The organism is Lactobacillus crispatus (assembly GCF_018987235.1).
Classification (GTDB): Bacteria; Bacillota; Bacilli; order Lactobacillales; family Lactobacillaceae; genus Lactobacillus; species Lactobacillus crispatus.
The window spans coordinates 1478456-1496201 of sequence record NZ_CP072197.1 but is presented as its reverse complement, the minus strand read 5'-3'; the positions used below and the strand labels follow the sequence as shown (position 1 = coordinate 1496201).

Below are 17746 nucleotides of genomic sequence, written 5' to 3'. Positions count from 1 at the left end.
TAAGATTTTTGGCTATGGGGACTCTGAAATCAGATATTGAAAGATCAAAGGAATTTAAAAATGAAGAAAAAGATTCTTGATAAATCAATTGGTATTGGTCAAATGATAGTAACTTTCCTTATTTATGCGGTAGTTCAAGGATTATTTATGATTAGAGCCAAACAATTAAGCTGGGTTGCCGTTATATTTATATTTGGATTAACGGTTGCATTACTGAGCTTGACCTACGGAATTTACCAAAGAAGACTTAATCAGGTGAATGATTGGCACTTTACTAGTTACAATAAAACTAGAATGCCAAGATTTACTCTAAAAAATTGGAGTTTAGCTTTTCTTGGATTTTTAGTAATTTGTATTTTGCAAATTTTAGCAGGATTTTTGATTAAAGGGGAAGCCACTAATCAAGCAAACATAGCTGCACATCAGCAACAGTTGAATCCAATTATTAATGTAATGCTGATTGCAATTGGACCACTTTTTGAAGAAATTATTTTTAGAGGTATTTTTTTCAATTGGTTTTTTAGTAAACCAGGCAAAAAATCAACATTGTTTATTGCTGTTCTCATTAATGGATTAATTTTTGGACTTTTACATGAACCACAAATTGATTTATATACCATTTTGTACTCACTATGTGGGTCTGTCTTAGCTTTAGTTTATCTTGAAACTAAGGATTTGACCTTCTCTTACGTAAGTCACCTTGGCAATAATTTAGCCGTGTTCTTGATAAGCAGTTTATAGGAGAAAGTATATGAAGAAAGACGAGTATGAAAAAGCCGCAAAAGCTCTTTTAATTGAAAGCCATTATAAGCTGGTGGATGAGAATATAAAATGGATGCTTCATTCGCTTAGGATTAGAAGGTGCTTTCAGTACCGAGGACTTTAGACAATATTATGATAGCCACTTGATTTCGTGATAACATACAGCTAAAGCATTAAGCATATTTGCTCTAAACTTTGGTGAAACAAAAAATCGTTACTCATTTGTGGACTTAGAGTAGCGATTTTTGTGTGTCTTAATTTTCTCGCATATGCAAGATGTTTCTTCTTTTGTACCTTCATATTACCATGATTTTTTATTTTTTCTAGACTTAGTGCCCTTTCTGACGACTTTCCAATAGGATTCACAAATTTAGTTTTAAATATAGACCCAATGCCTAAGATCCTAAAAACCATTTAGTATGGCAAACTATTGTTGACATGCTATATGATAAAAAAAGTTAAAATATTGACATTCACGTTATAACATCATATTATTGCGTTATAACAATTAAATGGCAAAGCAGGTGATTAAAATGTTACAAGATACAACTAAAGTTTTTAAAGCTGGTAATTCATTGAGTGTACGTTTAACCAAGCAAGATTTAACTAAGTTTCATGTAGAAGATGGAACAGTTCTTGAAAAAGAATATGATCCTAATGGTAAGAAGATCACGTTTAAAATAGTTGATTCAATTAATCCTGATTTGGACAACTTTATTGATCAATTTTATGAAGAAAATAAAGAATTAACACGAGAGTTAGAGAATAAATGATCTATTTAACCAAAACAGATTTAATCCATTTGAATCAACGGTTGCTTGAAAAAGCTGGTAAAGGTACTGTAGGTGTGCAGTATCCAGAGGGGCTAGACGTTGTTGTTAAACAGCCACAACAAATATTATTTGGACGTGAATTATATCCAACATTATGGTTAAAAGCGGCTTTTATCTTACAGAAGATTACTAAAAAGCATATCTTCGCTGATGGAAATAAACGGACTTCCTATTATGCAGCGGCGTTTTTTTTACAAGAAAATGGATATCACTTAAAAGCTGATAAAGACGATGCATTAAAGTTTATTTTATATATCACTAATAGTGAGGATTCAGAAGAGAATATGTATTTTGCTGCAGATTGGTTAAAGGTGCATTGCGTCAAGATTAAGTAAGTATATTAGCAATTAGAATTAATAAAATGTAAAAGTTGAATTTTTGCTCAAAATAGCCATAGGCGTAAAATCCATAAGCAAAACTCAAGAAAACATCACAAGCGTCACTATCCTTAGCCAATGCATATAGCTTTTTTGTTTTAAACTTTGGTGAAACAAAAAAATCGTTACTCATTTGTGGACTTAGAGTAGCGATTTTTGTGTGTCTTAATTTTCTCGCATATGCAAGATGTTTCTTCTTTTGTACTTTCATATATTACCATACGCGTGGTGCTAGTTAAATCGTTTTAGTTAATAAAAAAGTCCAATCTTGTTAGACTCGACTTGTAAATAGTAATAATAGAAAAGAGTCTGATCTGATTGAACTGCCTTAAGCTTAAGCGTTTTAGCCACCATTTACAAGTTAGTTTTAAAGATTTAGTGATAATTTGTCGGCACTGGTATCGTTTGTATGCACCGGCTGAGTTTACTCATCGGCGAAATATTGATCAAATTAAAACTACGGACAGTCTGATTTTGGCTTTACTTATCTGGCAAGCTAAGACAGGAATTGAATCACAAAGAAGATTCTGTGAATGTTTCAATTGTTTATCACACTCACGTTTTAATCGGCGTTCACGTCAGCTATTGCAATTGATTTATCAGATACGGCAAGAAATGAATAAAAAGGTTGACCTGAATGGACATTTCTTGATCATTGACAGCTTTCCGGTACCTGTTTGCCAACCAATTCGCAACTATCGTGCTAAAATTTTTCGTGGTTATGCCAACATTGGTTATAAGGCCACCAAGAAAATTTACTTCTATGGTTTCAAAGTTCATGCCATTGTTAGCGATGACGGTTACATTCTTGATTATGTCGTAACAAAAGCATCAGTTCATGATGCCAAGGAGACAGTTGAACTGATGGAAAATGCACATCCATCTAATTACTATCTTCTTGGCGACGAAGGCTATTTAGGCAAAGAACTGCATCAACAGCTAAAACAAATGGGTTATGAACTTTGGACACCATATCGTAAAAATATGACAGGAGCTAAAAAGCACAATGATCATCAATTGATGGCTATTCGCAGAACAATTGAAAGCGACTTTTCGCTTCTGACCTATTACAATGCCGAGAACAATCGAACACGTAGTCTGATAGGCTTTCAAAGCCGGTTGGAAATTGCAATTTTAGCTTATAATTTGGCTTATTGTCTAGAACGATTTAACTAGCACCACGCGTATTACCATGATTTTTTATTTTTTCTACACTTAGTGTTGTTTCTGACGGCTTTTCAATAGGATTCACAAATTTAGTTTTAAATAAAGATCAAATGCCTAAGATCCTAAAAACCATTTAGTATGGCAAACTATTGTTGACATGCTATATAATAAAAAAAGTAAAATCATATAGCTAGTGGAATTGCCCATAAAAAAGGGTATTAGATAAATTAATTGAAGAAACGCAGAACAGAATTAGCTAAAAAGTTACATACAATTCAATCAACCATTGCAAGAATTGAACAGGAGAATAAAATGATCACATCACATCAATTATGGGCAAATAATTCATTTGTCAACATTTACGCACTGCATGCAACAAAAGGCGGTGCGATAAATGGTTAGATCAATTGAAGAAAAAGTAGAAGAATACTTTAAGAGTGAACTTGATAGTCTAGGAATTAGGCATTACGGTAAAACTGGAGAAATAAATAGTGAAATTACATCAGCCTTGCGACAAGCTGAATCTAAATCTGGTGGTGCAGGCAACAATTATCCTGATATTCAATTATTATTAGAAGATAATCATTCACGAAGAGTACCAGTAATGATTGAAGCTAAAGGTGGCAAAAATAAGTTAGAAAAATTAGACAAGGCTGGTCAAATTGTTCAAGTGACTAAATTTGGTTCAGATTCTAAGCCGAACGCAAAAAATCCACATAAAAAAGGTGATCCTAATTATAGTGCAATTACTACATATGCTACTAATGGTGCTCTGCATTATGGAAATGCGATCTTAGATAACTCAGACTGTGATGAAGTTATCATAATGGGAATTAATGGTACTACTTTAGATACTGAAGGCAATTTAAAAGATCCTGAGCAGAAAGCTTATTATATTTCTAAGGCTAATGCTGGTGTTCCAAAACATATTAGACAGCTAGATTCATCGTTTGATTTGTTTAAGCAAATCAATATAGATACCCTTTTTGGCATATTAGACAAACTAAATCTAAATGACCGTGAACTCGAAAAAATTAAATTAGAAACTGAGGATGAATTAGAAAAAAGGATAAAATCAATTCATCAAGCTTTGTACGACGATAAGTCAATTCAAAACCTACTGACAACTAATGAAAAATTGTATGTTTTTACTGGTTTAATCATGGCGGGGCTACAGACAAAAGGAGTATCACAGTTAGAGCCTGCTGAATTAAAAGGAAATATAACTGAAAGAAACAATGATGGACAAATTATCTTAAATCATATTGCAGATTTCCTAAATGCAAGAAAAGCGGAAAATAGCAAAATTAACATGATTATGGCTTTGTTACAACCTATTTTTACTAAACAAGCTTTATGGCAACCTAAAAATGGTGAAAGTTTGATTCATAAGATATATGTGCAAGTCTATAATGATATACTTCCTTTGCTTGAATCAAATTTGCATTTAGATTTTACTGGTAAAATTTTGAACTCTCTAAATGATTGGGTATCAATTGATAATGACCGTCAAAATGATGTGGTTTTAACACCAAGATACATAACGAATATGATGGCTAGGTTAGCTCATACAAATAAAGATTCGTTTGTGTGGGATTTGGCAATGGGATCTGCAGGATTTTTAGTGTCTGCAATGGATATTATGGTTAAGGATGCTAAAAATACAATTCAAGATAAACAGAAACTAGAGTGCAAGATTCAAAATATTAAAGAAAATCAATTACTGGGTGTAGAAATACTGGGCAATATTTACATTTTAGCCGTTTTAAACATGATCCTAATGGGAGATGGATCTAGCAATATGGTTAATGGTAATAGTCATGAGCTGTATAAAAATTACACACAGTTTCCAGCAAATGTGTTTTTGCTAAATCCTCCATACTCTGCAGAAGGAAAAGGTTTTATTTTTGTTCAAGAAGCATTGTCACAAATGACAAAAGGCTATGCGGCAATTATTATTCAAGAAAACGCTGGTAGTGGCAACGGGCTGCCTTACACAAAAAATATTCTTAAAAATAATACTTTAGTTGCCTCTATTCATATGCCAACTGATTTATTTGGTGGAAAAGCTAGTGTTCAGACTGCTATTTATGTATTTAAAGTAGCTAGACCACATGAAGAAGATGATTTAGTAACCTTCTTAGATTTTAGTGAAGATGGATATACTAGAATGAACCGTAAAAAATCTGGTCAGAAGGTTAATTTACGTGATACAGATCATGCCAAAGAACGTTATGAAGAAGTAGTTGCAATTGTTAGTGATAAAAAGCCTAAAACGAATTACTATACTGAACGAAACCATAAAGTAATTAAAGATACAATCACTCTAGAAGGCAATGATTGGACTTATAACCAGCATTTAAAAATTGACACAACACCTGCAGAAGAGGACTTTAAAAGGACTGTGGCAGATTATCTATCGTGGAAGGTTAGTCAAGTTATAGGTGGTCAGAATGGTTAAGTATAAGGAATTTAAATTAGGTGATTTATTTGAAATACAAAAGGTAAAAGGTATCAACAAGTCTAAATTAGTAAATCCTAATATAAGTACAAATGAATATGACTATGTTACCCGAACATCTTTGAATAATGGCATTGAAAGCACAACAGACTTTGTATGTGATGTCCCCTACAATGAACCTAATACGTTTAGTTTGGGGCTGTTACAAATGACTTTCTTTTATCGAGAACGTTCTTGGTATGCAGGACAGTTCGTAAGGAAAATTATTCCCAAATTTAAACTTAATACTAAAATTGCGTTGTACTTTAATACCATTTTTAGTAGATTGTCTAAGGTGTTACTGTCTGTTCTTGTTAGACACGTGGATAATGTGTTTAGAGACTCTAAGGTGAGGCTACCTGTAACTGATGCAGATGAAATAGATTTTAATTATATGGAACAATATATAGCCGAGCTTGAACAGCAACGGCTCGCCGAGCTTGAACAGCAACGGCTCGCCGAGCTTGATTCCTATTTAAAAGCTACAGGATTAAATGACTATGGACTAACTGATGAAGACAAGAAAATATTAGCATATAAGCCAATATTTCAAGAATTTAAAATAGTTGATCTATTTAATGTAGTTAATACTCATAGTATATTGAAGAGTCAAGTAGCTAACCTTGAAAATGGCAATGTGCCATACTTGACAGCAGCAGAAGGCAATAATGCTGTTTTAAAATACATAAATTGTCCTAAAGAATGGATCGATGAGGGCAATTGCGTTTTCATTGGTGGAAAAACTATGGTAGTAACTTATCAAGAAAAAGATTTTTGTTCGAATGATAGTCATAATTTGGCACTATATTTTAAAGATTCAAGATATAAAAGCCCTCTAATTCAACAATATTTTGTAGGAAGTGTTAGAAAAGCTTTATCTAAAAAATATAGTTGGGATGACTCCATTTCAAAAGCCAAAATAAGAAGTGATAGTGTAAGATTACCAGTTGTAAGTAATACAAAAAATTTAGACTTTAATTACATGGAGAAGTACATTAGAGCAATTGAAAAACTGACGATTGCTGAGGCTGTAAAGTATAAGGATAGAGAAATTTTAACTACTGAATCACTAATTAATAAAATGTAAAAGTTGCGTTTTAGCTTAAAAAGCCCTGTATTACAGGATTTTTTCTTAATGAAGTAGAAGTTTATAAAATTTTTGTTGTAATTTGTAGTACTTAAAGTAGTTCTACCGTCCTTTTTAAAGTCTTACTACTATGATTTTTTCTTTTTTCTACATTTAGCATTGTTTTTATCGATTTTTCAACATGGTGAGCGGAGTTTTAAAAAGAATAAAATCTAAATTTCTAATTCGTATATCAAAATACGGATATATCAAAAATACTGATATATCCGTATTTATATAGTTTATTTTTCTTTACCCTCAAATAGGTCTCCATGATTTCCGATTCTCACAAATCTAATTATTGAATTGGTCTTGTGTGGCTTGTAGATCACTACAACATCGACCGTTCCTTCACTTAAATGATAATCAAAATGACCACTGTAATTACCACCACATTTATCTAACGGATGAAGGTCATAGTCCTTTCCGACTTTTCCTTTTTGGGTTAACTGAATAACTGTATTCTTAAAATCTTTTATTAACTCTGGATGTTCTTTTTTGAACTTTTTGTAGTCTTTTTTAAATTGTGGCTCGTATTTGATAGTGTACATTAGTTCTCATCCAAAGATTTCATTAAATCATTGACATTAGTAAAACTAGGCGAATCATCTGTAACCAAGCCCTCATCTTTGGCATCAGCTAGAAGCATTGCTTTTTCGGTTGTTTTATTAGGAATTTCTGGTTCAGTCAAGATTTCAAAAGGAACTTTTTTTTGTAAAACCAGTTGTTTAGCTGCCATTACAAAGTATGCATTCATTGAAAGGCCTGCAGCATCTAAATTCTTTTGCATTTTTCTCTTTAAATCGTCATCAAGACGGATTGTAGTTGATGATGTCATAACAATCACTCCTTTACGCTATGACATCATTATAACATACAAATGATGTCATTATGGTACAAATAAAGCTTAAAAAATAGAAGGTGTTAGAAAACAGCACAATGTCATTAAGTTAAGACATTGACAACTGAGACTAACCTTTTAAAGCACTGATTTAACATTTGATTTGTTAAATTGGTGTTTTTTTGTACGACAAATAAGGCTTAGAACAGATTTTATATTTTAAGCTACGCGATATAAATAATATACAGCTGATTTAGGTTTAATATTTCTTTTATCTTTTCGTCCTGGTCTGATCGGAATTGTGTAATGGCTGACTTGAATCAAAATTCTTTCAAAAGTCTCAGATAAAGAAGAATTAAGATACATGCTTTGAATAATAAAGCATGATTGCTTAAAGTTGATGGCATATTGGTGCTTGCAATGCCTTTGTGGAATATAGGCTTGAGCATCTATTTGGCTGATTGCGTTAAACATGATCATATGAGCATAAATTTCCATCTCAATAAATTTATCTTGCTTAGAATGAAACTCCACGCTGCCTAAAGAATACTTAAGTTTCTTGAAGGAGGTCTCAATACCCCAACGCAAATGATAAAGCTCTTTAATTCTGTGTAGCGGGTAATTTTTCCGATCAAGATTAGTCAGAACAACTTCCCACACTTCTTTATCTGATTTGGAATCATTAATTTTAAATTTACAAGCACGAAATTTTATTGTACAGAACGTGCTAAAATCCCAGTTTAAATCCTGGGTGTTTTTAGAACGATACTTAATATATTGGTGATAATGATGCTGGACATGATGAAGATTTTCACTATCTTTATGCGTAATGTAGTAGTAATTAGAAGTAGTTACTTTACAAGAAATATCAGTATCGCACTCCTGATCTGGCAGTGCAGCTACTTCTCTAATTCCGCCGCAACTCGCTTTGGTTCGAATAACATAATGACAATTTGGTAGACGATTACAGTTTTCAACCATATTAAAACTCGTATAACCACGATCCATCGTTACGATATATGGACCGCAATTCAATTTTTCAAGCATTTGTACAGCGGCTTTACGTTCATCCATCTCTGATTTGGGCTGAAAAACACAATCTTGATAAGTGTTATCTAACAAATCATACAAGGCATTAACATGAATCTGACAATAGGGTTTGTTTTTATGAGTTGAAGATTGAACAATATTCTTTGACTTAGGATTCCATATCTGGTTAAAATCTGAACCATCAACGGCAAATAAGCGATATTTATGATCAAGAAGTTGAATATTAAATAGATCTTGATTAAAAACAGTCAAAATATGCTTAAAACAAGCGGGAGAAAGTTGACTTTTGCGTTGAACGTAAGCGGAAGTACTAACCACTTTGGCATTGCTTTTAGCTGCCTTTTTGCCAAACGCTCTAAATAATTCGCTGGTTAGATTTTGACCTTGCATATTAATCGTAGTTTTAAGAACTGTAGCTGCATCTAAAGTGCGTTTTCTGGTAAAAGCATGTGAATTATCGATAAAATCATGAATATGTTCCCCAGTATTATTGATAATCTGATCAAGACGCTCTAAAATATTCTTATGAAGGGCTTTCATAATTAACACCAACTTTCTGGTAATAATTTTGAAGGTTTAAAATTTTAATGAGCAGGCGAAAAGGCAGGTCTTTTCGCCTTTATTTTTGCAAAAAAAAGAACCGAATCCAAATGATTCGATTCATAAAAAGTCTAGCTTCATTTGTCAATGCCTTAACTTAATGACATTGGAAAACAGCAATTTTATCTTTTTTAATTTTACACTTGAATTCTTATAAAAATAAAAACGATAGTTGTTGAAATATTATAAATATGATATATAATATAAATATAAGTTAAACATAAATAACTTATACATAGCATATGAATATGGAGGGAACAATTATGAATACTATTTCTAAGCATAAGGCTAACAAGTTTGATAAAAGCTTTGTGGGTTGGATGTTAGTAACACAGGTAGTAGTAATTGCTGTTTCGGCATACCTAGTTTCAACAGGTTTCTTTGCTGCGTTACCAGTTTAAATTAAGCATAAGTAAATTATACATAACGTATGAGTACAGTATAATTAAAGGAGAAGAAAATGAAGATTATTACTTTTGCAGCTATTAAAGGTGGAGTAGGTAAAACCACATTAGCCTATAACTATGGCGAATGGTTGGCTAACCACGGATCACGGATTTTGTTTATCGACTTAGACCATCAATCTAATTTGACCCAAACATATCGAATTTATGATAATGAGTATACAGTAGGAAATATTTTCTTAAAGAATGATCAAGTTAAAATCCATCAGATTAATGAAAATATTGATCTAATTGCAGGAGATATGCATTTAGACGATATTGAAGCAGACATTGAAACTAAAGTCGATAAAAATATGCTGCTATACATGTGGCTAGCAGATAATTATGACACTAGAAAACTAGATCAATACGATTACATTATTATTGATTGCCACCCTGATTTTTCAATTGCGACAAAGAACGCAGTGATTATTAGTGATGATATTCTTAGCCCTATTACTCCGAGCGAACACGGTTATAGTGCCAAATTCAACTTAGAGCAGCGCTTTAAGGAGCTTAAACGAGAAACAATCGATTATCGTACGAGACAGTCGTTAGTAGATGCAAAATTGCTATTTGTTGGAAACATGATTAAAAACAACACTAGATCTTCTCGTGAATTGGTAGAAGTTTTACAAAAAGATCCAAGTGTCATTGTTAAGATTCCCAATCGAGAGCTGTTTAACCGCTCCACTTTAGATAAAGTGGCAATCAGTACAATGATGAAAGATAAAAAAATGCAATCTATGTATGGATCATTTTTCAATGAGTTAAATGGTATCTTTGGCTCCATTACAAATAAAGTATAAAGCAAATATACATTAAATACGCGTGGTGCTAGTTAAATCGTTTTAGTTAATAAAAAAGTCCAATCTTGTTAGACTCGACTTGTAAATAGTAATAATAGAAAAGAGTCTGATCTGATTGAACTGCCTTAAGCTTAAGCGTTTTAGCCACCATTTACAAGTTAGTTTTAAAGATTTAGTGATAATTTGTCGGCACTGGTATCGTTTGTATGCACCGGCTGAGTTTACTCATCGGCGAAATATTGATCAAATTAAAACTACGGACAGTCTGATTTTGGCTTTACTTATCTGGCAAGCTAAGACAGGAATTGAATCACAAAGAAGATTCTGTGAATGTTTCAATTGTTTATCACACTCACGTTTTAATCGGCGTTCACGTCAGCTATTGCAATTGATTTATCAGATACGGCAAGAAATGAATAAAAAGGTTGACCTGAATGGACATTTCTTGATCATTGACAGCTTTCCGGTACCTGTTTGCCAACCAATTCGCAACTATCGTGCTAAAATTTTTCGCGGTTATGCCAACATTGGTTATAAGGCCACCAAGAAAATTTACTTCTATGGTTTCAAAGTTCATGCCATTGTTAGCGATGACGGTTACATTCTTGATTATGTCGTAACAAAAGCATCAGTTCATGATGCCAAGGAGACAGTTGAACTGATGGAAAATGCACATCCATCTAATTACTATCTTCTTGGCGACGAAGGCTATTTAGGCAAAGAACTGCATCAACAGCTAAAACAAATGGGTTATGAACTTTGGACACCATATCGTAAAAATATGACAGGAGCTAAAAAGCACAATGATCATCAATTGATGGCTATTCGCAGAACAATTGAAAGCGACTTTTCGCTTCTGACCTATTACAATGCCGAGAACAATCGAACACGTAGTCTGATAGGCTTTCAAAGCCGGTTGGAAATTGCAATTTTAGCTTATAATTTGGCTTATTGTCTAGAACGATTTAACTAGCACCACGCGTATTAAATATAAACTAAGTATACGTAATGTATAAATAAAATATGAGGTAATGCTAATGAAAGTATATACATCAAGTGGCATATATGAGATCAAAGAACATCGAGTAAAAATTCTTCCAAGTTATTTTGAGGCACAAGTAAATAACTCTAAAAATTTTGAAATTAGAAAAAATGATCGTAATTATCAGGTAGGAGATTTGCTATTGTTGGAAGAGTATAATCCAACAACCGCAAATTACACAGGACGAGAGGTTCATTGCTTGATCACATACAAGACCACTTTTAAGCAAGTACCAGGATATGTTGTTTTAGGTACCAAGAAGTTAGGTACAGTGTAGGAATAATTAGGAGGATTTTTAAATGAGTTTTAACCCAAATCAAGGAAGAAAGTTTGCAGAAGTATTGAAAGAAACTTCTAGAGTTAGTGAAGCCTCTAGTAAGGAAGCACCTTCTAAAGAATCAGGTAATTACATTAAGAGAGAAAAGAGAAGACCTTACACCTTTAGCTTGAGACCAAGTGCAAGAACAAAGTTAACAGAGATCGCAAAAGAACATGGATACAGCTCATCTTCTAGCTTTTTGAATGATGTGATTTTAGAAGGAAGGTTGGAAATGAAATAAGAAGATTAAGTAGATGATATTGATCATTTAAATATATGTAGCGTATATTTAAATGATATGTATTGTTGTAAAAAGCCATCCTAGAAATCAAGACACATAGGATGGCTTTTTATTGTAGTTATGCTGAGATAAAGATTCTAACAATAAAACTGATTTTTACTACTTTATCCTTTACTAAGTATATCCACTAGTATATACTTAGTAAAGGATAAGTAATTTTTGGAGGTTTTCTTATGGAGATTACATTGCAAAAATGGGGTAATTCCCAAGGTATTAGACTTTCTAAGTCACTACTCAGAGATCTTGGAATTACTACTGAAAAAGCTACTTTTGAGGTAAAAGTTAAGAATAAAGAACTAATTTTGAAAAGAAAAAAAGAGAGCAAGCTAGCACAACGATTTGAGGGCTTTGATTATGAGGCATATTGGGATAAATGGGATAATGAACATCCTGGTGAATCCAAAGAAGTTGATTGGGGCAAGCCTGTAGGTAAAGAAATTAAATGGTAAGAAAGTCACCTAAAATATAGAAAGGGGGGTGAAAAAATGATTGATGTTCATCAAGGTGACATTATCATTATTGGTTTTGATCCAAGTTTAGGACATGAGCAACAAGGAACTAGACCTGCTTTAATTGTATCTAATCATGACTTTACTAGGTTAACTAGATCACTTGTGAAAGTAGTACCGATTAGTAAAACAGAAAATGATTTTCCGTTACATATTCCAGTTCCTGAAGGCTTAAAAGTCCATGGAGTTGCAGAAGCACAGCAGGAAACAACTTTAGACTTAGCTGCACGACACTGGTACAAAGTGGATCATGCACCTGCATCTTTTATAAAAGATGTTATAAATGCTATTTCAGATTCTTATGAATTTGAAGAATAAAAAAGTCACTAGCGACAAAATCTAGTGACACAAAAACGAAGCCTATATACTAACCTGACAAAATTTAGTATATAGGCTTTTAATTTTATTGTCAAAATTATCAGGTATCCAGAAAGGTATCCAACTTCAAAATTAATTAAAATCAACCAACATCAAAATGGCTTAATTTCAGTACTTAGAAGTAATTGGAATTAACTAAAAGTAGAGATAGCTCCCCTCATCTCCATAGATAACCGTTCTAGATGTTGTTCTAGAGCGGTTTTTTGTTTTGTTAAGATATCCGTTTGACCGAAGTTTAACCGAAATCTCGATTCGCATTATAAATTTATGTTATGCATTACCCATAAAAATAAGTATTAAACATTATAGGAAGGAAATCATATAATAAATACTAACTTAAAACTTACTTTAGATAATCAGCGAAAAGGTGAAGCATAATGATTGAATATAAGAATAAATATTTTCCTGAATTGTCAAATTAAGTGCAACAGTTAGGCTATGAGGAAATATATTGCTTGAAGAGTTCTTCTGCTGTGTGATATTGAAGGATTCGACGATGTTTGCGGTTAATGGCATCAGTTGCCTGTTGAACATAAGCAGCTGACTTATCTTTCATGCTTTTGCCTTTAGGGAAGAATTGACGCAGAAGTCCATTGCAGTTCTCATTGGTGCCTCTTTCCCATGGAGAATATGGGTGGGCGAAGTAGATCTGGCAGCCTTTGATCTTGGTCATATCCGCAAACTCAGAGCCATTGTCAAACGTGATCGATTTAAACCAGGCAGGATGTCTGTCAATCTCATTTTGAAGCAGCCTTTGGCATGTGCTTGCCCGATAGTCAGGAATCTTGATAACTACTTCAAAGCGTGTGGTTCTTTCGGTCAAAGTCATTAAAGCAGGCTGATTCTTGCGTCTGACGCCTTTAACCAGATCTCCTTCCCAGTGCAGCGGCGTTTTTCTGTCTTCAATCTCTTTAGGACGCTGTTCAATGGAATTGCCAAGATTCTTCTTGTGCAAAGCATGACCGCTCTGGCCGTGATGACGCTTGTTCCTGCGTCTTTTGAGCTTCATAGGCAGATCAATATTGCTTATGTCCAGCAAGCCCTGATCAATATAGCGATAGACAGTTGGTGTGCTGGGACAAGGGTAGCCTGGCATAGTCCTTTTGAATTCACCAACGAATTCATCGATGCTGGTGGCATCAAATTTAGCTTTGAAGCGTCTGGAGAGCATTCTCAAAAAGACAGCATAATGCTTCAATGGATTGCGCTGATAGCAGTTTTTGCGACGCTTCTCATAATAAAGCTGTGCAGTATCAGCGTAATAGTGCTCATACAATAAATAGCTGCTGTCTCTTTGCAGGACGCTTCCGCGTTTGATTTCGCGACTGATTGTCGACTTATGGCAGCCGACTTCTTGAGCGATAACAGTACGGGAAGTTATGCCGGAATCCAGCATTGCTTGAATTTGTCCACGTTGTACGCTGGTTAATTGATGATAGTGCTTAGAAATGCTAGAATTTGAATTGGTCATGAAGATCTTCCTTTCTTGATTTTTCGTCACTTCAAGTTTAGGTCTTCATGGCCTTTTTGTTTAACACTTGGTGTTGCACTTCAATTTTAAATCCGGGGAATAAATATTTTGCAGGTGAAAGAATTCTTTATGGATTAACTGATGCAATCCTTGATGGTATTACATTTGGCAGTGGTGAATCTCCCTTAAAAGAAGCTAAAAATATCAGATTAAAGAATTCAATTTTTAAATGAAAATATCCACTTTGGTATGATGAAAATGTGAAAGTTGAAAATACCACGTTTGAAACTATGTCACGGTCTGGAATTTGGTATACCAAGAATATTTCAATTAAAAATAGTGCTTTACAGGCACCTAAATTATTCAGAAGGACAAGTCATATTATTTTAGATAATGTTCATTTTGCTAACGCAGAAGAAACAATGTGGACTTGTAATGATATTAAGATTACCAATTCTCAAATTAATGGTGATTATTTTGGTAAAGATAGCCAGAATATTTATCTTGATCACGTTTCCGTTGTGGGAAATTATGTTTTTGATGGTGCAGAAAACATTGAAGTTCATAATTCAACTTTTATCTCTAAAGATGCTTTTTGGAATTGCAATAATGTCACTATTTACGATTCAATTATTGATGGTGAATATTTAGCTTGGAATACTAACAACATTACGTTAATTAATTGTAAAATTGAAAGTGATCAGGGCTTGAACTACATTGATCACCTGGAGATTAAGAATGGTTCCTTGATTCATACAGATTTAGCTTTTGAATATGTTTCTAATTTAGATGTGGAGCTTAATACAAAGATGGATAGTATTAAAAACCCAATTTCTGGTAAAATTACGGTACCTGAGATTGGTACTTTGATTATCGATCCAGATAAGGTAGATCCATCTAAAACCGAGCTTGATTGTCCGAAAATAGGTACAAAAATTGTTCATTCTGATACGAACCAAACACCAAAGGATTAGTGAGATATATGCAATATGATTTTGAAAATGCACCAGATAGGTCAAAGACTGATTCAGTAAAGTGGGATGTGAAGTCTGGTGAATTACCAATGTGGATTGCCGATATGGACTTTAAGACGGCACCTGAAATTATCGCGGCAATGCAACAAAAATTGACATTAGGTGCATTTGGTTATGAGTTCCCACAAGCAGATTATTTTAATGCTGTCGCTGATTGGTATGAAACAGAACATAATCATCGGCCACAAACAAATTGGATGATTTTTACTACTGGAGTAGTCCCTGCTATTTCATCAATTGTACGCCGTATTTCACATATTGGTGATAATGTTTTAGTACAAGAGCCAGTTTATAATATTTTTTATAATTCCATTTTGAATAATGGGCGCCATGTTTTGTCGAGTGATTTAGCTTTCGATGGTAAAAGTTATTCGATCAACTGGGCTGACTTGGAACAAAAATTAGCTGAGCCGTTAACGACTTTGATGATTTTTTGTAATCCGCATAATCCAGTGGGAAAAGTTTGGACTAGTGAAGAAGTACAAAAAATTGCGGATCTTTGTCACCAATACCATGTAACATTACTATCGGATGAGATTCATGGTGATCTAGTTAGACAAGGTCCAGATTACACGCCAGCCTTTTCTGTAACAGGTGAAGCACAAAATAGTGTGATTTCACTAGTGTCTCCAAGTAAAACCTTTAATGTTGCTGCTCTTCATGCTGCTACGGCGATTGTTCCTGATGAGAACTTACGGAATATGGTTAGCCGCGGTTTAAATAGTGATGAAGTAGCCGAGCCTAATTTATTGGCGATTCCAGCAACGATTGCGGCTTATGAGCAAGGCCATGATTGGCTTAATGCTTTGAAAAAACAGTTAAAGCAAAATTTTGCGTATGTGCAGAATTTTATTGAAAAAAACATTCCTGAAGTACAAATCATTTCGGGCAATGCGACATATTTGATGTGGATCGATGTGCAAAAGATCAGTACTGATTCACAGGAATTAGCAGAGTTCATTCGCCAAGAAACTGGGCTGATTATTTCAGCTGGTAGTGTTTATCGTGGAAATGGCCATGACTTTATTCGAATTAATCTAGCTTGTCCTTTGACGATGGTCAAGGATGGGATGCAAAGATTAGCTACAGGTATTCGTAAGTATAACAAGTAGCTTTACATGTAAAACAAATAGTATACATATATCTAAGAAAAGGGTTTCATTTATTCTACCTTAAAGTTTATACTTTAATTGAGGTGATTTAAATGGAACCATTATTTTTAACCCCATACTTTAGACCAAAAATTTGGGGTGGACGTAAATTAGATGATATTTTTCACTATGATATTCCAGAAGGAAAAGTTGGAGAAGCTTGGATTATTTCAGGTTACAAGGATGACGCGTCAACTGTAACAGATGGGCCACTTAAGGGAATGTCATTGCGGGATGTTTACTTGAAGCATCCGGAATTGTTTGGCAACCCTAAGGCCAAGGAATTTCCATTATTGGTAAAATTATTAGATGCTAATGATAATTTATCAGTTCAAGTACACCCGGATGATGATTATGCTCGCAAAGTAGAAAATGATTCTGGTAAGACTGAGTCTTGGTATGTAATGCAAGCTGATCCAGGTGCTTATATTATTTATGGTCATCATGCAAAAAGCCGTGAAGAATTAGCTGATATGATCCACAAAGGTGAGTGGGATAAGTTGCTCAGAAAAGTTCCGGTTAAAGCAGGCGATTTCTTCTATGTGCCAGCAGGTACAATTCATGCTTTAACTAAGGGATGCTTAGTAATTGAAACTCAACAGTCAAGTGATGTAACTTACCGCTTGTATGACTACGATCGTGTGGGCAAGGATGGTAAAAAGCGTGAGCTTCATACTCAAAAGTCAATTGATGTGACCACTGTTCCCCATGTTGATCCTAAGTTAGATGTTAAGACTAGCCAAGATCAAGATGCAGAAATTAAGACATTGGTTGAACCACCACTTTCACCACACTTTTATTTGTGGCAAATTGACCTTGATGGTACTTGGAAGACCGGCTTAAAGGATCATCCATACCTGTTAGTTTCCGTTATCAAAGGCGAAGGAAAATTAGAAGCTGATGGCAAGTCATATGATTTGAAGATGGGAACTAATTTAATTATTCCAAATGAGATGAAGAATTTCACTTTCACTGGTAAAATGAGAATAGTTATGTCTGCACCAGGTGAGGAATAACCGTTTAAATTTATCAG

General features: G+C 33.9%; 21 protein-coding genes and 1 pseudogene. 17 read left to right on the top strand and 5 right to left on the bottom strand.

Annotation, left to right across the window (positions count from 1 at the left end; genetic code table 11):
• The first annotated feature begins 60 nt into the window (after positions 1–60).
• The 3 genes from J6L97_RS07265 to J6L97_RS07255 all read left to right on the top strand — a co-directional run bounded on the left by J6L97_RS07265 (position 61) and on the right by J6L97_RS07255 (position 1930).
• Positions 61–741, top strand: a complete 681-nt coding sequence (locus J6L97_RS07265; RefSeq protein ID WP_020992882.1) for a CPBP family intramembrane glutamic endopeptidase — start codon at positions 61–63, stop codon at positions 739–741.
• A 554-nt stretch (positions 742–1295) separates the two neighbouring features.
• On the top strand, positions 1296–1535 hold the full coding sequence (locus J6L97_RS07260; RefSeq protein ID WP_005729399.1) for an AbrB/MazE/SpoVT family DNA-binding domain-containing protein: 240 nt from the start codon (positions 1296–1298) through the stop codon (positions 1533–1535).
• A complete protein-coding gene (locus J6L97_RS07255) occupies positions 1532–1930 on the top strand; it encodes a type II toxin-antitoxin system death-on-curing family toxin (RefSeq protein ID WP_005721404.1) in 399 nt (132 codons plus the stop codon). Before J6L97_RS07260 ends, J6L97_RS07255 begins: the two co-directional genes overlap by 4 nt.
• On the opposite strand, the gene J6L97_RS07250 is transcribed toward J6L97_RS07255, so the two are convergent.
• Positions 1923–2183 carry a hypothetical protein gene (locus tag J6L97_RS07250; protein WP_005721403.1) on the bottom strand — a complete coding sequence of 87 codons (261 nt, stop codon included), beginning with the start codon at positions 2181–2183 and terminating at the stop codon, positions 1923–1925. The genes J6L97_RS07255 and J6L97_RS07250 overlap by 8 nt on opposite strands.
• A 107-nt stretch (positions 2184–2290) precedes the next feature.
• Between J6L97_RS07250 and J6L97_RS07245 the strand changes: the two genes are divergently transcribed.
• The 4 genes from J6L97_RS07245 (at position 2291) to J6L97_RS07230 (ending at position 6726) form a co-directional block, all read left to right on the top strand.
• On the top strand, positions 2291–3148 hold the full coding sequence (locus J6L97_RS07245) for an IS982 family transposase (protein WP_216786108.1): 858 nt from the start codon (positions 2291–2293) through the stop codon (positions 3146–3148).
• 222 nt (positions 3149–3370) lie between these two features.
• On the top strand, positions 3371–3541 hold the full coding sequence (locus tag J6L97_RS07240) for a hypothetical protein (protein ID WP_005721401.1): 171 nt from the start codon (positions 3371–3373) through the stop codon (positions 3539–3541).
• The gene (locus J6L97_RS07235; RefSeq protein ID WP_005723183.1) at positions 3534–5600 is read left to right on the top strand and encodes an HsdM family class I SAM-dependent methyltransferase; all 2067 of its coding nucleotides are present in this window, start codon (positions 3534–3536) and stop codon (positions 5598–5600) included. The genes J6L97_RS07240 and J6L97_RS07235 overlap by 8 nt, the downstream gene beginning before the upstream one ends.
• Positions 5593–6726 carry a restriction endonuclease subunit S gene (locus J6L97_RS07230; protein ID WP_020992881.1) on the top strand — a complete coding sequence of 378 codons (1134 nt, stop codon included), beginning with the start codon at positions 5593–5595 and terminating at the stop codon, positions 6724–6726. The genes J6L97_RS07235 and J6L97_RS07230 overlap by 8 nt, the downstream gene beginning before the upstream one ends.
• A gap of 281 nt (positions 6727–7007) precedes the next feature.
• Here J6L97_RS07230 and J6L97_RS07225 read toward each other — a convergent pair whose 3' ends face one another.
• The 3 genes from J6L97_RS07225 to J6L97_RS07215 form a co-directional block, all read right to left on the bottom strand.
• Positions 7008–7316: a type II toxin-antitoxin system mRNA interferase toxin, RelE/StbE family gene (locus J6L97_RS07225; RefSeq protein WP_005721397.1), complete on the bottom strand. Its 309-nt coding sequence runs from the start codon at positions 7314–7316 to the stop codon at positions 7008–7010.
• The gene (locus J6L97_RS07220) at positions 7316–7603 is read right to left on the bottom strand and encodes a type II toxin-antitoxin system RelB/DinJ family antitoxin (RefSeq protein WP_020992880.1); all 288 of its coding nucleotides are present in this window, start codon (positions 7601–7603) and stop codon (positions 7316–7318) included. The genes J6L97_RS07225 and J6L97_RS07220 overlap by 1 nt, the downstream gene beginning before the upstream one ends.
• Positions 7604–7825: 222 nt before the next feature.
• Positions 7826–9196 carry an IS4 family transposase gene (locus tag J6L97_RS07215; RefSeq protein ID WP_054833091.1) on the bottom strand — a complete coding sequence of 457 codons (1371 nt, stop codon included), beginning with the start codon at positions 9194–9196 and terminating at the stop codon, positions 7826–7828.
• Between the two features lie 323 nt (positions 9197–9519).
• Between J6L97_RS07215 and J6L97_RS07210 the strand changes: the two genes are divergently transcribed.
• The 7 genes from J6L97_RS07210 to J6L97_RS07180 all read left to right on the top strand — a co-directional run bounded on the left by J6L97_RS07210 (position 9520) and on the right by J6L97_RS07180 (position 12997).
• Positions 9520–9657, top strand: a complete 138-nt coding sequence (locus J6L97_RS07210; RefSeq protein WP_005725973.1) for a hypothetical protein — start codon at positions 9520–9522, stop codon at positions 9655–9657.
• A 59-nt stretch (positions 9658–9716) separates the two neighbouring features.
• Entirely contained in the window at positions 9717–10508 is a 792-nt protein-coding gene (locus tag J6L97_RS07205) for a ParA family protein (RefSeq protein WP_057727081.1), read from the top strand.
• A 115-nt stretch (positions 10509–10623) separates the two neighbouring features.
• The gene (locus J6L97_RS07200) at positions 10624–11481 is read left to right on the top strand and encodes an IS982 family transposase (RefSeq protein ID WP_216786108.1); all 858 of its coding nucleotides are present in this window, start codon (positions 10624–10626) and stop codon (positions 11479–11481) included.
• A gap of 64 nt (positions 11482–11545) precedes the next feature.
• A complete protein-coding gene (locus J6L97_RS07195) occupies positions 11546–11827 on the top strand; it encodes a DUF3850 domain-containing protein (protein WP_223876402.1) in 282 nt (93 codons plus the stop codon).
• A 22-nt stretch (positions 11828–11849) separates the two neighbouring features.
• The gene (locus J6L97_RS07190) at positions 11850–12110 is read left to right on the top strand and encodes a hypothetical protein (protein ID WP_054833085.1); all 261 of its coding nucleotides are present in this window, start codon (positions 11850–11852) and stop codon (positions 12108–12110) included.
• Positions 12111–12343: 233 nt separating this feature from the next.
• Positions 12344–12619 (top strand): AbrB/MazE/SpoVT family DNA-binding domain-containing protein, encoded by a 276-nt coding sequence (locus J6L97_RS07185; RefSeq protein WP_005724831.1) that lies wholly within the window; start codon positions 12344–12346, stop codon positions 12617–12619.
• A 36-nt stretch (positions 12620–12655) separates the two neighbouring features.
• Positions 12656–12997 (top strand): type II toxin-antitoxin system PemK/MazF family toxin, encoded by a 342-nt coding sequence (locus tag J6L97_RS07180; RefSeq protein WP_005724829.1) that lies wholly within the window; start codon positions 12656–12658, stop codon positions 12995–12997.
• A 496-nt stretch (positions 12998–13493) separates the two neighbouring features.
• On the opposite strand, the gene J6L97_RS07175 is transcribed toward J6L97_RS07180, so the two are convergent.
• Positions 13494–14528, bottom strand: a complete 1035-nt coding sequence (locus J6L97_RS07175; protein ID WP_123811765.1) for an IS30 family transposase — start codon at positions 14526–14528, stop codon at positions 13494–13496.
• A gap of 47 nt (positions 14529–14575) precedes the next feature.
• Between J6L97_RS07175 and J6L97_RS07170 the strand changes: the two are divergent.
• From J6L97_RS07170 to manA, 3 genes and pseudogenes are all read left to right on the top strand, one after another.
• Positions 14576–15502, top strand: a pseudogene (locus J6L97_RS07170) (DUF3737 family protein).
• Positions 15503–15510: 8 nt separating this feature from the next.
• Positions 15511–16674: a MalY/PatB family protein gene (locus J6L97_RS07165; RefSeq protein WP_057726985.1), complete on the top strand. Its 1164-nt coding sequence runs from the start codon at positions 15511–15513 to the stop codon at positions 16672–16674.
• Positions 16675–16766: 92 nt separating this feature from the next.
• On the top strand, positions 16767–17729 hold the full coding sequence (manA, locus tag J6L97_RS07160; protein WP_057726986.1) for a mannose-6-phosphate isomerase, class I: 963 nt from the start codon (positions 16767–16769) through the stop codon (positions 17727–17729).
• Positions 17730–17746 lie beyond the last annotated feature (17 nt).

Coding starts and splice junctions, on each gene's coding strand:
- J6L97_RS07225 (WP_005721397.1), bottom strand. CDS start 7,316: ATGTACACTATCAAATACGAGCCACAATTTAAAAAAGACTACAAAAAG.
- J6L97_RS07195 (WP_223876402.1), top strand. CDS start 11,546: ATGAAAGTATATACATCAAGTGGCATATATGAGATCAAAGAACATCGA.
- J6L97_RS07220 (WP_020992880.1), bottom strand. CDS start 7,603: ATGACATCATCAACTACAATCCGTCTTGATGACGATTTAAAGAGAAAA.
- J6L97_RS07210 (WP_005725973.1), top strand. CDS start 9,520: ATGAATACTATTTCTAAGCATAAGGCTAACAAGTTTGATAAAAGCTTT.
- J6L97_RS07185 (WP_005724831.1), top strand. CDS start 12,344: ATGGAGATTACATTGCAAAAATGGGGTAATTCCCAAGGTATTAGACTT.
- J6L97_RS07230 (WP_020992881.1), top strand. CDS start 5,593: ATGGTTAAGTATAAGGAATTTAAATTAGGTGATTTATTTGAAATACAA.
- J6L97_RS07175 (WP_123811765.1), bottom strand. CDS start 14,528: ATGACCAATTCAAATTCTAGCATTTCTAAGCACTATCATCAATTAACC.
- J6L97_RS07255 (WP_005721404.1), top strand. CDS start 1,532: ATGATCTATTTAACCAAAACAGATTTAATCCATTTGAATCAACGGTTG.
- J6L97_RS07215 (WP_054833091.1), bottom strand. CDS start 9,196: ATGAAAGCCCTTCATAAGAATATTTTAGAGCGTCTTGATCAGATTATC.
- manA (WP_057726986.1), top strand. CDS start 16,767: ATGGAACCATTATTTTTAACCCCATACTTTAGACCAAAAATTTGGGGT.
- J6L97_RS07235 (WP_005723183.1), top strand. CDS start 3,534: ATGGTTAGATCAATTGAAGAAAAAGTAGAAGAATACTTTAAGAGTGAA.
- J6L97_RS07165 (WP_057726985.1), top strand. CDS start 15,511: ATGCAATATGATTTTGAAAATGCACCAGATAGGTCAAAGACTGATTCA.
- J6L97_RS07265 (WP_020992882.1), top strand. CDS start 61: ATGAAGAAAAAGATTCTTGATAAATCAATTGGTATTGGTCAAATGATA.
- J6L97_RS07190 (WP_054833085.1), top strand. CDS start 11,850: ATGAGTTTTAACCCAAATCAAGGAAGAAAGTTTGCAGAAGTATTGAAA.
- J6L97_RS07250 (WP_005721403.1), bottom strand. CDS start 2,183: ATGAAAGTACAAAAGAAGAAACATCTTGCATATGCGAGAAAATTAAGA.
- J6L97_RS07180 (WP_005724829.1), top strand. CDS start 12,656: ATGATTGATGTTCATCAAGGTGACATTATCATTATTGGTTTTGATCCA.
- J6L97_RS07205 (WP_057727081.1), top strand. CDS start 9,717: ATGAAGATTATTACTTTTGCAGCTATTAAAGGTGGAGTAGGTAAAACC.
- J6L97_RS07260 (WP_005729399.1), top strand. CDS start 1,296: ATGTTACAAGATACAACTAAAGTTTTTAAAGCTGGTAATTCATTGAGT.